Annotated in this window: 10 protein-coding genes; 9 read left to right on the top strand and 1 reads right to left on the bottom strand. The window is 62.9% G+C overall.

The genetic code is table 11. From position 1 onward, the window contains the following. Positions 1-164: 164 nt before the first annotated feature. On the bottom strand, positions 165-1,292 hold the full coding sequence (locus UB48_RS12070) for a polysaccharide deacetylase family protein (RefSeq protein ID WP_045197244.1): 1,128 nt from the start codon (positions 1,290-1,292) through the stop codon (positions 165-167). A 134-nt stretch (positions 1,293-1,426) separates the two neighbouring features. Between UB48_RS12070 and yaaA the strand changes: the two genes are divergently transcribed. The 9 genes from yaaA to UB48_RS12025 all read left to right on the top strand — a co-directional run bounded on the left by yaaA (position 1,427) and on the right by UB48_RS12025 (position 14,137). After that, on the top strand, positions 1,427-2,206 hold the full coding sequence (yaaA, locus tag UB48_RS12065; protein WP_045197242.1) for a peroxide stress protein YaaA: 780 nt from the start codon (positions 1,427-1,429) through the stop codon (positions 2,204-2,206). A gap of 745 nt (positions 2,207-2,951) precedes the next feature. Beyond that, positions 2,952-4,268, top strand: a complete 1,317-nt coding sequence (locus tag UB48_RS12060; protein WP_045197240.1) for a nucleotide sugar dehydrogenase — start codon at positions 2,952-2,954, stop codon at positions 4,266-4,268. A gap of 63 nt (positions 4,269-4,331) precedes the next feature. Beyond that, positions 4,332-5,822: a mannuronan synthase gene (alg8, locus tag UB48_RS12055; RefSeq protein WP_177329156.1), complete on the top strand. Its 1,491-nt coding sequence runs from the start codon at positions 4,332-4,334 to the stop codon at positions 5,820-5,822. 37 nt (positions 5,823-5,859) lie between these two features. Then, positions 5,860-7,026: an alginate biosynthesis protein Alg44 gene (locus tag UB48_RS12050; protein ID WP_045197237.1), complete on the top strand. Its 1,167-nt coding sequence runs from the start codon at positions 5,860-5,862 to the stop codon at positions 7,024-7,026. A 12-nt stretch (positions 7,027-7,038) separates the two neighbouring features. After that, entirely contained in the window at positions 7,039-8,535 is a 1,497-nt protein-coding gene (gene algK / locus UB48_RS12045) for an alginate biosynthesis TPR repeat lipoprotein AlgK (protein ID WP_275559629.1), read from the top strand. Continuing rightward, the gene (locus tag UB48_RS12040; protein WP_045197235.1) at positions 8,532-10,013 is read left to right on the top strand and encodes an alginate export family protein; all 1,482 of its coding nucleotides are present in this window, start codon (positions 8,532-8,534) and stop codon (positions 10,011-10,013) included. The genes algK and UB48_RS12040 overlap by 4 nt, the downstream gene beginning before the upstream one ends. An 18-nt stretch (positions 10,014-10,031) precedes the next feature. Beyond that, positions 10,032-11,597 (top strand): mannuronan 5-epimerase AlgG, encoded by a 1,566-nt coding sequence (gene algG, locus UB48_RS12035; RefSeq protein WP_045197233.1) that lies wholly within the window; start codon positions 10,032-10,034, stop codon positions 11,595-11,597. Between the two features lie 13 nt (positions 11,598-11,610). Further along, the gene (locus UB48_RS12030; protein ID WP_045197231.1) at positions 11,611-13,020 is read left to right on the top strand and encodes an alginate O-acetyltransferase; all 1,410 of its coding nucleotides are present in this window, start codon (positions 11,611-11,613) and stop codon (positions 13,018-13,020) included. Positions 13,021-13,027: 7 nt separating this feature from the next. Beyond that, positions 13,028-14,137: a mannuronate-specific alginate lyase gene (locus UB48_RS12025; RefSeq protein WP_045197229.1), complete on the top strand. Its 1,110-nt coding sequence runs from the start codon at positions 13,028-13,030 to the stop codon at positions 14,135-14,137. Positions 14,138-14,219 lie beyond the last annotated feature (82 nt).

Here is a 14,219-nt window from a genome sequence, read left to right as displayed (position 1 = left end):
AAAACCCATGACCGGAAAAAGCGTTTTTACGTTTTTTTGAAGTTTATTTTTCGATCGGCCAATTAGCCCTTGGCGCAGGGGCAAAGCACCGCTACAGTCATAAATCCAGTCATGTGAAATTCCTGCGGCGTTTTATTCCCGGGCGTCGCCATAACCTTACCTTTTCACAGCTTTTCACCGAAATTACGGCAATCTCCCCAGCCAATTCCACTCTGTGCCGTTTGCTTGAGCAACCAGGCCACTGCCTCCTGCGCCTTGGGCTGGGCGTCGTGAAACTGGATCAGCCCCTTTCGCCACAGCAACATCAAGGTCAGCACCCGCTGGGCCGACTGTTCGCTGTTCAACGCGCCCTGATCCTGGGCGTCGATATCCCACAACACCACCTGCAAATGCTGGCCGGCGAAGAATGCCTGGCTGTCGGCACGGCGCTGGCCATAAGGCGGCCGGAACAACGGCACATACTGCTGCGGCAAGTCGCCCTGTACCCGCGCCTGGCTGCGCAGCACCGAGTCCTGCCAGCCCTGCCACTGCCCGTGGGAGCGGTACTGCCAGCCTTGCAAGCCCACGCACTGGCCCTGGTAGAGCGCCCGCAGGTCGCTAAGCGAGGTCTTGTCGCGCCGGTTCTGCAGGCTGTTGCCCAGCACAAAAAAGGTCGCCGACAGCCGTTGCCGGCGCAGGAACTCGGCCAGGCCGTCGGTACTGCCGCCCGCCAAGGATGGGCCGCCATCGAAGGTCAGCATGAATAGCCGGTCGTTGAGCTCGTCGCCATTGCGCTCAAGGTCGGAGAAGCGCTCGATTTCGCTGGCGGTCTGCGGGAACAGCGCGGCCTTGCGCAGCAGCTCGTCCAGGTAGCGCTCGTGAAAGGCCCGGCTGGGCTCGGCCCAGCTCGCGTAGAACGAGTCGGCGGCGACTTCGAAGGTTGCCGTCTGCTTGCGAAAATCGCCCAGGTCGTCGATGGCATAACAGAACGAGGCGTCCTGCTCGCAGCTCTTCTGCGCCAGGTCGTAGTTGCGCCATAAGCGCTGCCACAGGCGCTGGCGCAGCGTGTTGATCGACAGCAGATTGACCTGGCGCAGGTTCAGCCGCGCCGCCATGGCGCTCTGGTCGAGCATTTCGCTTTCAGCCAGCACCCGGGCAAACCCGAGGATTTCGGCGCGCGAGGCGACATCGAACAGCGCCGGGCTGTCGAGCTGCTCTGGCCAGTGGCTGCGGTCGAAAGTGGCGACCGGGGCTGGCGCGGCCTGGGCCGTGACGCTGAACAGGCCAGCCAGTAAAACAAGGGCAATGCGCACGATCGGGCTCTCCGTTTTCCTCGCCGCGCACTATAGCGCCAAGTGTCGGGATGGTCTGTGGCTATTGCCTTGATAGCTGGAGATCGCCGCCCCCGCCCCGTAGAATCGGCGCCACGAATAAAGGAGCCGACCTGATGCTGACGGTGATTTCCCCCGCCAAGACCCTCGACTACGACACCCCGCCGGTAACCCAGCGCTACACCCAGCCGCAGTACCTGGATGATTCCCAGGAACTGATCGTGCAGTTGCGCGAGCTGTCGCCGGCGCAGATCAGCGAGCTGATGCACCTCTCCGACAAGCTCGCCGGGCTCAACGCCGCGCGCTTCGGCAGCTGGACCCCGGCCTTCACCCCGGACAACGCCAAGCAGGCGCTGCTGGCGTTCAAGGGCGACGTGTATACCGGGCTCGACGCGCAAAGCCTCAGCGAAGACGACTTCAGCTACGCCCAGGAGCACCTGCGCATGCTCTCCGGGCTGTACGGCCTGCTGCGCCCGCTGGACCTGATGCAACCGTACCGTCTGGAGATGGGCACCAAGCTTGCCAACGCCCGCGGCAAGGACCTGTATGCCTTCTGGGGCACGCGCATCAGCGAGTGGCTGAACCAGGCCCTGGCTGAGCAAGGCGACGACCTGCTGCTGAACCTGGCCAGCAACGAGTACTTCAGCGCGGTCAAGCGCAATGCCCTCAAGGCGCGGGTGATCAACACCGAGTTCCGCGACTTCAAGAACGGCCAGTACAAGATCATCAGCTTCTACGCCAAAAAGGCCCGCGGCATGATGAGCCGCTTCGTGATCCAGGAACGCATCAACGATCCCGAGCAGCTCAAGCAGTTCGATGTGCAGGGCTACTACTACAGTGCCGAGCTGTCGAAGGCCGACAACCTGGTGTTCCTGCGCGATCACGCGGACGAGTAAAAGCTATCGCGGGGCGATGCGGCCCGACTTGCCCCGCGATAAATACGCCACAATCCTGGCGCCAAAAAACCACCCTTCTAGCTTTATCGCAAAACGCCATAAGACCGTTCGTAATTTTTTGACGAATTTTGAAAAAAATTTTCCGGTACTGGCATAAAAACATCCCCCCTCGAGTTCGTCCTTTATATACAGGGACGAAACTGACAAGTGCTATCAAAGTGAAAGTATGGCCATCAGATAAAATATTAAAAAATCTTTCACGGCCCCTGAACCGCCCCCGGAACTTATCCCTTCAGCCATCGCTCATACCACCCGTAACGATTCTCGAGCGTTATGTGAGAGATGACCTACAGCATTGATTGGAGCGCACAGTCATTGTGCATCCAGACAACTTTGACTTGAGTGTCGGTCACCCGACCCACAGTTGAACCCAGGAGAAACGCGCCCCTACAAATCGTCCTTGTGGTTGATTTCAAAGGATTTTATTCACTTGAAAGAACAAGCACTGCAGTTTCGGGTAACCGATCTGCAATAAAGACGGCTGCATAACAGGGCACGCCCATAATTATTGGCCTTTGGCTGCCAACTTTAAGTGCAACGACTTTTGCACTTGATATTTATATGCCTGCACACGGTGAAGTGACATCTTTCTGCCACGCCTCCGTGTGCCCGATAACTGCTGGTTAATCAACCCGGTCTGGCTCTATTTATTGAGCCGGCGTGATAAACACATGAGGTGAATGCGATGCGTATCAGCATCTTTGGTTTGGGTTATGTGGGTGCAGTCTGTGCTGGCTGCCTGTCGGCACGTGGCCATGAAGTGATTGGCGTCGATGTATCCACCACCAAGATCGACCTGATCAACCAAGGCAAATCGCCGATTGTCGAACCGGGGCTCGAAGCCCTGTTGCAACAGGGTATCGACAATGGCCGCCTGCGTGGCACCACCGATTTTGCCGCGGCAATTCGCGACAGCGACCTGTCGATGATCTGCGTCGGCACGCCAAGCAAGAAGAACGGCGACCTGGGCCTGGAATACATCGAGTCGGTGTGCCGCGAAATCGGCTTCGTACTGCGGGAAAAATCCAGCCGCCACACCATCGTGGTACGCAGCACCGTGCTGCCGGGCACGGTGAAGAACGTGGTGATCCCGATCCTCGAAGACTGCTCGGGGAAAAAAGCCGGTGTCGACTTCGGCGTAGCGGTCAACCCGGAATTCCTGCGCGAAAGCACCGCGATCAAGGACTACGACCAGCCACCCATGACCGTCATCGGCGAACTGGACAAGACCAGTGGCGACCTTCTGCAATCGCTGTACGAAGAACTCGACGCGCCGATCATCCGCAAGGACATCGAAGTGGCCGAGATGATCAAGTACACCTGCAACGTCTGGCACGCCACCAAAGTTACCTTCGCCAACGAGATCGGCAACATTGCCAAGGCGGTCGGCGTCGATGGTCGTGACGTGATGGATGTGGTCTGCCAGGACAAGGCCCTGAACCTTTCGCAGTACTACATGCGCCCGGGCTTTGCCTTCGGCGGTTCGTGCCTGCCCAAGGACGTGCGCGCGCTGACCTATCGCGCCGGCAGCCTGGACGTCAAGGCGCCACTGCTCAACTCGCTGATGACCAGCAACGAGTCGCAGGTACAGAACGCCTTCGACATCATCGAAAGCCACGACAAGCGCAAGGTCGCCCTGCTCGGCCTGAGCTTCAAGGCCGGTACCGACGACCTGCGCGAAAGCCCGCTGGTGGAGCTTGCCGAACGCCTGATCGGCAAGGGCTACGAGCTGAACATCTACGACAGCAACGTCGAGTATGCGCGGGTCAACGGCGCCAACAAGGAATACATCGAGTCGAAAATCCCTCACGTGTCGTCGCTGCTCAATGCTGACTTCGAGCAGGTGATCAACCACGCCGACGTCATCGTGCTGGGCAACCGCGACGAGAAGTTTCGCGCCCTGGCCCAGCAGGCGCCCGCCGGCAAGCAGGTCATCGACCTGGTCGGTTTCATGAGCAAGGCCTCCTGCCCGAGCAGCCGTACCGAAGGTATCTGCTGGTAACCCGCAGGTTGCGCGGGGCCGCCCGGCCCCGCGCGCCATCAACGCCCCTTCCATTCGATACGGATGCAGAACATGCACAGGCTCAAGCACGGCCTGCTACAGGTCGCCGGTTGGCTGTTCTACGTGAGCCTGCTCATGTTGATCGCCCTGGCCTTGCCCAACTCCATTTTCGACCCCGACTCGAAGGACTTCATTTTCCTGGTCGGCGCCGTCGGCATCTGGCGCTATTCCATGGGTGCCACGCACTTTGTCCGCGGCATGCTGTTTCTCTACGTGGTCTACCCCTACCTGCGGCGCAAGGTGCGCAAGCTCGGTAGCGCCGCCGACCCATCTCATGTGTACCTTATGGTCACCAGTTTTCGCATCGATGCCCTGACCACCGCCCAGGTCTACAGCTCGGTGATCCGCGAAGCGATCGACTGCGGCTACCCGACCACTGTGGTCTGTTCGCTGGTGGAAATGTCCGACGAACTGCTGGTGAAAAGCCTGTGGGAGAAATACAACCCGCCGCAGCGCGTGACCCTCGATTTCGTGCGCATTGCCGGTACCGGCAAGCGCGACGGCCTGGCCTACGGCTTTCGGGCCATCTCCCGCCACCTGCCGGATGAAAACGCCGTGGTCGCGGTGATCGATGGCGACACCGTGCTCGGCGAAGGCGTGGTGCGCAAGACTGTGCCCTGGTTCAAGCTGTTCGGCAATGTCGGCGGCCTGACCACCAACGAATTCTGTGAAGTACGTGGCGGCTACATCATGAGCGAGTGGCACAAGCTGCGCTTCGCCCAGCGCCACATCAACATGTGCTCGATGGCCCTGTCCAAGCGCGTGCTGACCATGACCGGACGCATGTCGGTGTTCCGCGCCGCCGTGGTGACCAACCCCGAGTTCATCGCCGACGTCGAGAACGACTCGCTGCAGCACTGGCGCCTGGGCCGCTTCAAGTTCCTCACCGGCGACGACAAGTCGAGCTGGTTCAGCCTCATGCGCCTGGGCTACGACACCTTCTACGTGCCGGACGCGGCGATCAACACGGTCGAGCACCCGCCGGAAAAGAGCTTCATCAAGGCCAGCCGCAAACTGATGTACCGCTGGTACGGCAACAACCTGCGGCAGAACTCCCGCGCCCTGGGCCTGGGCATCCGCCGCCTGGGCCTGTTCACCAGCGTGGTGCTGTTCGACCAGCGCGTGTCGATGTGGACCAGCCTGCTGGGCCTGACCGTCGCGGTGATCGCCAGCCTCAAGTTCGGCCCGGCGTTCCTGCTGGTGTACCTGCTGTGGATCGGCATCACCCGGCTGATCCTGACCCTGATGCTGTTGTGCTCGGGCCACAACATCGGCCCGGCCTACCCGCTGATTCTTTATTACAACCAGATCGTCGGCGCGATCATGAAGATCTACGTGTTCTTCCGCCTCGACAAGCAGTCCTGGACCCGCCAGCCCACTGCCCTCAAGCGCGACCTCGCCAGCTTTCAACAATGGTTCAACACCTGGTCCTCCCGGACCATGACCTTCTCGGCGGCCAGCATCTTCATTGCTGTGCTGTTCATGGTCGTGTGAGCCGGAACCCGATTGGATTAAACAGGAACAAATCGCCATGAATACCGCCGTGAACGTCAATGTCGTGCATGAGTCCGAAGCCCAGCGCCAGCACGCCCGGGTACGCATCCCGGCCAAGCTGCGCTACCTGGGGGAGAACCGCGAAACCCTCGAAGTGAAGGTCGACGACCTTTCCGCCGGCGGCCTGAGCTTCCATGCCAAGCACCCGTTGAAAGTCGGCGAAGTGCTGCGCGGGCGCTTGCAGTTCACCGTCGACAAGCTCGGCCTGGCCATGGACATCGAGTTCCAGGTGCGCTCCTTCGACCCCTCCAGCGGCCGCGCCGGCGTGCAGTTCCAGAACCTCGAACCCCGCGACATCGCCACCCTGCGCCACATCATCACCTCGCACCTGTCGGGCGAACTGATCACCATCGGCGACGTACTCAGTACCCTGCAGCGCGACAACTTCACCAAGGCGCGCAAACAGAAAGACGCCAGCGGCGGCATGAGCGCCTTCGGCCGCCTGCGGGCGGTGACCTTCAGCCTCGGCGTGTTCGTGGTTGGCGTTGCCGCCTTCGGCTTTATCGCCAAGTCGGTATACGGCCTGTACTTCGTCAGCCATGCCCAGGCCGGGGTGGTCAGCGTGCCGACCAGCAACGTCACCATGCCCCGCGACGGTACCGTGCAGGGCCTGGTGGAGAGCGGCGGCCAGGTAGTCAAGGGCGCGCCATTGGCCTCGTTCAGCACCAGCATGCTGGACATGCTCAAGGGCCACCTGGATGACCAGCAACTGGAGCCGGCCAAGGTCGAGGAGCTGTTCGGCAAACAGATGAGCGGCACCCTGACCAGCCCCTGCGATTGCGTGGTCGCCCGCCAACTGGTGGATGACGGCCAGTATGCAAGCAAGGGCCAGGTGATCTTCCAGCTGGTCCCGCGCACCACCATTCCCACCGTTGAAGCGCGCTTCAGCTACCGCCAGTTCGACGACGTCAAACCAGGCTCGCGCGTGCACTTCACCGTCGCTGGCGAAGAGCAGACCCGTACCGGGCAGATCGTCAGCAGCACCAGCCTGAACAGCGAGGACCTGTCGTCGGACATCCGCGTGCAGATCAAGCCGGACGAATCGCTGCCCAGCGAACTGGCCGGCCGCCCGGTGGCGGTAGACAGCAATCGAGGCCCGTCGCTGGACTGGCTGATCGATAAAGCCGTGGCCCGTGGGCTCTAAGAGGATCTGCCCATGAATATGCTCAACACCCCAACTGTGGGAGCGGGCTTGCCCCGCGATGAAGCCCCTCAATTCCCCAAAGCGTTGTGCTCGATCGCGGGGCAAGCCCGCTCCCACAGTGGCACCCTTCTCGGCCTGGCCCTGGCCATCAGCCTGGCCGGTTGTGCCGGCCTGCCCGACCAGCGCCTGGCCAATGAAGCGCTCAAGCGCGGCGACACCGCCCTGGCCGAACAGAACTACCGCCAGCTCGCCGACCTCGGTTACAGCGAAGCCCAGGTGGGCCTTGCCGATATCCAGGTGGAAACCCGCGACCCGGCCAAGCTCAAGGAGGCCGAAGCCACCTACCGCGCCGCCGCTGATATCTCGCCGCGCGCCCAGGCCCGCCTCGGCCGTTTGCTGGCGGCCAAGCCGGACGCCAGCGAAGCCGAGCGCCAGGAAGCCGAAACCCTATTGAAAAAAGCCTTCGCCAATGGCGAGGGCAACACCCTGATCCCGCTGGCGATGCTCTACCTGCAATACCCGCAGAGCTTCCCCGGCACCAACGCCCAGCAGCAGATCGACACGTGGCGCAGCGCCGGCTACCCCGAAGCCGGCCTGGCCCAGATCCTGCTGTACCGCACCCAGGACAGCTACGACCAGCACCTGGACGAGGTCGAGCACATCTGCAAAGCGGCGCTGAGCAGCACTGACATCTGCTACGTGGAACTGGCCACCGTCTACCAGAAGCGCGCCCAGCCCGAGCAGCAAGCGGCGCTGCTCGAGCAAGTCAAAAGCGCCTACCAGCGCGGTACGATTCCGGCCACCCGGGTCGACAGCGTGGCCCGCGTCCTGGCCGACCGCAGCCTCGGCCAGACTGACGAGAAAACCGCCCAGGCCCTGCTTGAGCAGGTGGCGCCGGTCAACCCCGGTTCCTGGGTCAGCCTGGCGCAGTTGCTCTACGACTTCCCGGAGCTTGGCGACACCGACAAGCTGATGGAATACATCGACAAGGGCCGCGCCGCCGAACAACCGCGCGCCGAACTGCTGCTAGGCCGCCTGTACTACGAAGGCAAGACCGTGCCGGCCGATGCGCAGCAGGCCGAAACTCATTTGCTCAGCGCCGCCAACGCCGGCGAAATCAGCGCCCATTACTACCTGGGCCAGCTGTATCGCCGCGGTTACCTGGGCAGCGTTGACCCGCAAAAGGCCGTCGATCATCTGCTCAGCGCTGCCCGCGGCGGCCAGCTCAGCGCCGACTACGCCCTGGCCCAGTTGTTCAGCGAAGGCCACGGCATTCGCCAGGACCTGGTCAACGCCTGGGTGTTCAGCCAACTGGCGCAAGCCAACCCCAGCGATCAGTCGCGCGAGCTGGCCGCCCAGCTCGACCAGCAACTCACTCCCGCGCAAAAAGCCCAGGCCGAGCGCCTGCTGCAGCAAGAGCGCCAGGCCCGTGGCGCCATGGGCCCGGGTGCCGATGCCCTGGCCCTGCAGGCCCAAGCGCAACCCGAACAAGGCGAGGACTCCCTATGACACTCAATCCGTGGATGAAAGCAGGCGTAGGCCTGGGCTTCGCCCTGCTCTGGTCGTGCCCGACCCTGGCGGCAATGACCGCTGAAAAGAACTTCGGCCTGGACGTGAAGATCACCGGCCAGTCCGAAGACGACCGCGACCTGGGTACCCGCTCCGGCGGCGACGTCAACGGCCTGGGCCTGGACCTGCGCCCCTGGGTGTACGGCGAGCGCGGCAACTGGAGCGCCTTTGCCATGGGCCAGGCGGTGGCCGCCAGCGACATCATCGAGACCGACACCCTGCGCCAGTCCGGCGATGAGGCCGAGTCCGACAGCGGCCGCGCCCATGGCCGCGAAGCCGATAAAAGCTACCTGGCCATGCGCGAGTTCTGGGTCGGCTACAGCGGCCTGACCGCCTACCCCGGCGAGCAACTGCGCTTTGGCCGCCAACGCCTGCGCAACGACGACGGCATGTGGCGCGACACCAACATCGAAGCGCTGAACTGGACCTTCGACACCACCCTGCTGCGCGCCAACCTGGGCGTGGCCGAGCGCTTCAGCGAGTACCGTACCGACCTCACCGAGCTGGCGCCGGAAGACAAGGACCGCCTGCACATTTACGGCGACGTTGCCACGCAGTGGACGCCCGGGCACTGGGTCGGCCTGCGCGCCCACCACACCCACGACGACGGCAAGCTGAAAAATCCCGGCGAAACCGTCGACGCCCTGGACAAGACCCGCACCGGCGACCTCACCTGGCTGGGACTGGAAGCCAACAGCGACGCCTATAACTGGCGCAACCAGAACCGCGTCAACTACTGGGGCAGCCTGACCTGGCTGAGCGGCGATCGCGACAGCCTCAACACCACCACGGTCAACGGCGAGCAAGTGGCCAGCGGCAAGCAGAGCGGCGACGTCAATGCCTGGGCCACCGACCTCGGTATCCGCCTGCGCCTCGATCCCAACTGGCAGGTCGGCGCCGCTTATGCCCGCGGCAGCGGCGGCGGTGGCGGCGACGGTTCAGGCAACTACGAGCAGACCGGCCTTGAGAGCAACCGCTCCAACTTCACCGGCACCCGCTCGCGCGTACACCGCTTCGGCGAGGCCTTCCGTGGCGAACTGGGCAATGTCCAGGCGGCGACCCTGTTCACCTCCTGGCAACTGCGCGACGACTACGACGCCAGCCTGATCTACCACAAGTTCTGGCGCGTCGATGGCGACCAGAACATCGGCAGCAGCGGCATCAACGCCGTGGTCGAGGATAACGGCATCAACCGGCCGCTGATCCAGGGCGAGAAAGACCTCGGCCAGGAGATGGACCTGGTGGTCACCAAGTACTTCAAGCAGGGCCTGTTGCCCGCCGCGCTGAGCCAGTCGATCGACGAGCCGTCGGCACTGGTGCGCTTTCGTGGCGGCGTGTTCAAGCCCGGTGATGCCTATGGCAAGGAAGCGGACTCCTACATGCACCGCGCTTTCGTCGACGTGATCTGGCGCTTCTGACGCCTGGGGTGCAATCAAATGAGCCTTCAACCGAACAAGCTCCACGCCTTATTGGCCGGCACCCTGCTGCTGGCCAGCAGCATCGCCCTGGCCAACGGCCAGGCGCCGACGCCGGTGGCCAAGGAGCTGCAGCAGGCCAAGACTTACACGGTCAGCAGCGCGCCGATCGAGCCGCTGCAGATCCCGGCGCCGACCCTGCCCGAGCTGTCCGGCTATAGCGCGCAAGCGGTGCAGAAAAAGATCGACCGCTCGCACAAGGGCAAGGTCTCGGTGCGGCGCATGCTCCAGGAAAACAGCCTCAAGGAGTTCATCGGCGGCGACAACAAGATGGCCGAATGGGTGGCGCGCCAGCATGGCATTCCCCAGGCGATCTTCATCGACGACGGCCATGTGAACTTCACCGAGCTGAGCAAGCAGGTGCCCGCCCAGTACCTGCGCGAAACCGCGCCGGGCGTGTACCTGGCGCGCCTGCCGATCGTGGTCGGGCAAAAAGGCGTGCTCGAGATCGACGCCAAGGTCAAGGAACTGCGCCTGTCCCAGGAAGGCGGCGCGTTCATCGTCAACGACGGAAAATTGTTCGTCAGCGACACCCGGGTGACTGGCTGGCGCGAGAAAGACAACGGCCCGGCGACCTTCCGCTCGCCGAAGGAATTCCGCCCGTTCCTGCTGTCGTGGGGCGGCACCGAGACCTACATCGTCAACAGCAAGATGGCCAGCTTCGGCTACGCCAAGAGCAAGTCCTATGGCGTGAGCATCTCGCAGTACACGCCGAACATGGCCAAGCAGATGGGCCGCCCGGAACCCACCGGCTGGATCATCGGCTCCGAGTTCAGCGACATGTGGTACGGCTTCTACTGCTACGAAACCAGCGACTTCGTGGTCAAGGACAGCACCTACCGCGACAACATCGTCTACGGCATCGACCCCCACGACCGCTCGCACCGTTTGATCATCGCCGGCAACACCGTGTACGGGACCAAGAAGAAGCACGGCATCATCGTTTCGCGCGAGGTCAACGACAGCTGGATCATCAACAACAAGAGCTACGACAACAAGCTCTCGGGCGTGGTCATCGACCGTAACAGCGTCAACAACCTGATCGCCTACAACGAGATCTACCGCAACCACACCGACGGCATCACCCTGTACGAGAGCGGTGACAACCTGATCTGGGGCAACAAGCTGATCAGTAACCGCCGCCACGGCATTCGCGTGCGCAACAGCGTCAACATCCGCCTGTACGAGAACGTCGCCATGGCCAACGGCCTGGTAGGCGTCTACGGGCACATCAAGGACTTGTCCGAGACCGACCGCGACATCGCCCTCGACCCGTTCGACACCAAGGTCTCGCTGATCGTCGTCGGCGGTGAGCTGGCGGCCAATGGCAGCGGCCCGCTGTCGATTGATTCGCCGCTGAGCGTCGAGTTGTACCGGGTGTCGATGCTGGCGCCGAGCAAGGCCAGCGGCATCAGTTTTTCCGGAGTACTGGGCGATCGCCAGGACGAGATTCTCGACCTGATGGTGCGCCAGGGCAAAGCCGTGCTGATCGATCCGGTCGAGCGCCAGACCGAAATGCTGGACTGAGGAAGCCAATCTTATGCAACCACAATTGACCAAGCTGTTGAGCCTTTGCGGCCTTGCCGCCGCCCTGCTGGCCATCAGCGCCGGCGCCTCGGCCGAACAGGTCCAGGCACCGGACTTCACCGCCGAGCCGTGCTGCCAACTGTGCCCGCAGGCCCACGACGCCAGCCGCTACACCACCCGCTACCAGCAGAACTTCACCACCCTGGTGCAAGCCCAGGGCGACTGGCTGTTCCGCACCCGCGAAGACCTGCGCACCGAATTCGACACCACCCCGGCCGGCTACCGGCGCCTGCAGCAGTTGCACGATGCGTTCAAGGCCAAGGGCGTGGAACTGGTGATCGTCTACCAGCCGACCCGCGGCCTGGTGAACCGCAACATGCTCAAGCCGGCCGAAAAGGCCGCGTTCAATTACGCCAAGGCGCTGCACAACTACCAGGCCATGCTCGGGCGCTTCAGCCAGATGGGCTACACCGTGCCCGACCTGTCGCCGCTGACCAACGAACAACTGGCTGCGGCCGACCAGGGCAAGGACTTCTACTTCCGTGGCGACCAGCACTGGACCCCGTACGGCGCCGAGCGCGCGGCAAAAATCGTCGCCGACAGCGTGCACAAGATGCCGGCCTTCGCCGACGTACCCAAGCGTGAGTTCGAGAGCCACAAGTCCGGGCGCATGGGCAAGACCGGCACCCTGCACAACGTCGCCGGGCAGCTGTGCGGCACCAGCTATGCGGTGCAGTACATGGACCAGTTCGTCACCGAGCCCAAGGGCGAGAGCGGCAGCGACGACCTGTTTGGCGACTCCGGCAACCCGCAGATCACCCTGGTCGGCACCAGCCACAGCGGCAAGAACTACAACTTCTCGGGCTTCCTTGAGCAGTACATCGGCGCCGACGTGCTCAACGTCGCCTTCCCCGGCGGCGGCCTGGAAGGCTCGATGATCCAGTACCTGGGTAGCGAAGACTTCCAGAACAACCCGCCGAAGATCCTCATCTGGGAATTCTCGCCGCTGTACCGCCTCGACCAGGAAACCATCTGGCGACAGATGCTCGCCCTGGTCGACAACGGCTGCGAGGGCAAGCCTGCGCAGATGAGCGCCAGCACCGCGCTCAAACCGGGCAAGAACGAGCTGATGGTCAACGGCCGTAACGGCGTGATCAAGGACCTGACCAACGGCCGCCACCAACTGGATATCCGGTTCGAAGACAAGTCGGTCAAGACCCTGCAAGCCACCCTCTGGTACATGAACGGCCGCCACGAAGACCTGAAGATCGAAAAGCCGGAAACCGCCGACACCGATGGCCGCTTTGCCTTCGAGCTGCGCGAGGATGAGGACTGGGCCGCCCAGACCCTGCTCGCCGTCGAAGTCCAGGGGCCGCAAAGCGGCAGCCAGAAAGTCGAAGCCACGCTGTGCAAACGAAAGTGAGGCGCCTATGAAAAATTTCAGCACATCCCCTGTAGCAGCACTCGCACTGGCGCTGGCCCTGTTCGGCCCGGCCGCGCACGCCGCCGGGCTGATCCCTCCCCAGGGCTATTACGCCGGGATCGAAAAACTCAAGACCGGCGACAGTGACTTCAAATGCGCAGCCATCCCCACGCCCTACACCGACAAGCTGCAGTTTCGCAGCAAGTACGAAGGCTCGGACAAGGCCCGCGCAACCCTTAACAAGGCCTCGGAAAAAGCCTTCCGCGACTCCACCGCGAGCATCACCACCCTCGAGCGCGGGGTCAGCAAACAGGTCATGCAGTACATGCGCGATGGCCGCCCGCAACAGCTCGATTGCACCCTGGAGTGGCTGAGCAGTTGGGCCAGCGCCAATGCGCTGATGTCCACCGACTACAACCACACCGGCAAGTCGATGCGCAAATGGGCGCTGGGCAGCCTCAGCTCGGCCTGGCTGCGCCTGAAGTTCTCCAACTCCCAGCCGCTGGCGGCGCACCAACAACAGGCCGAACTGATCGAGAAATGGTTCGGGCGCCTGGCCGACCAGGTGGTCAAGGACTGGAGCGACCTGCCGCAGGAGAAGATCAACAACCACTCCTACTGGGCGGCCTGGTCGGTGATGGCCACCGCCGTCGCCACCGACCGCCGCGACCTGTTCGACTGGTCGATCAAGGAATACCGCGTGGCCGCCAACCAGGTCGACGCCCAGGGCTTCTTGCCCAACGAGCTCAAGCGCAAGCAGCGCGCCCTGGCCTACCACAACTACGCCCTGCCGCCGCTGGCGATGATCGCAAGCTTCGCCCAGGCCAACGGTGTCGATGTGCGCCCGGAAAACAACGGCGCACTCAAGCGCCTGGGTGAGCGGGTGCTGTCGGGCTCGAAAGACCCGAGCCCGTTCAAGGCAAAGAACGGCGAGAAGCAGGACATGGACGACCTCAAGATCGACAGCAAATACGCCTGGCTCGAACCCTGGTGCAGCCTCTACAGCTGCAACAGCGACGTGCTCGGGCGCAAGCACGACATGCAGCCGTTCAAGAGCTTCCGCCTGGGCGGCGACCTGACCCGGGTCTATGACCCGCAGGCCGAACAGAAAAAGTAAGGATCTGCATTGTCCCTGTGGGAGCTGGCTTGCCAGCGATCGGAACACCGCGATGTGTCAGATACGACGCCTCGCTGGCAAG

The organism is Pseudomonas sp. 2(2015), assembly GCF_000955865.1.
GTDB lineage: Bacteria > Pseudomonadota > Gammaproteobacteria > Pseudomonadales > Pseudomonadaceae > Aquipseudomonas.
Note: the sequence above shows the minus strand (reverse complement) of the source record. Positions and strands in the feature narration are given on the sequence as shown.

Bases quoted from the DNA above. Each gene is read 5' to 3' on its own strand.
- yaaA (WP_045197242.1), top strand. From the start codon at position 1,427: ATGCTGACGGTGATTTCCCCCGCCAAGACCCTCGACTACGACACCCCG.
- UB48_RS12060 (WP_045197240.1), top strand. From the start codon at position 2,952: ATGCGTATCAGCATCTTTGGTTTGGGTTATGTGGGTGCAGTCTGTGCT.
- alg8 (WP_177329156.1), top strand. From the start codon at position 4,332: ATGCAGAACATGCACAGGCTCAAGCACGGCCTGCTACAGGTCGCCGGT.
- UB48_RS12050 (WP_045197237.1), top strand. From the start codon at position 5,860: ATGAATACCGCCGTGAACGTCAATGTCGTGCATGAGTCCGAAGCCCAG.
- algK (WP_275559629.1), top strand. From the start codon at position 7,039: ATGAATATGCTCAACACCCCAACTGTGGGAGCGGGCTTGCCCCGCGAT.
- UB48_RS12040 (WP_045197235.1), top strand. From the start codon at position 8,532: ATGACACTCAATCCGTGGATGAAAGCAGGCGTAGGCCTGGGCTTCGCC.
- algG (WP_045197233.1), top strand. From the start codon at position 10,032: ATGAGCCTTCAACCGAACAAGCTCCACGCCTTATTGGCCGGCACCCTG.
- UB48_RS12030 (WP_045197231.1), top strand. From the start codon at position 11,611: ATGCAACCACAATTGACCAAGCTGTTGAGCCTTTGCGGCCTTGCCGCC.
- UB48_RS12025 (WP_045197229.1), top strand. From the start codon at position 13,028: ATGAAAAATTTCAGCACATCCCCTGTAGCAGCACTCGCACTGGCGCTG.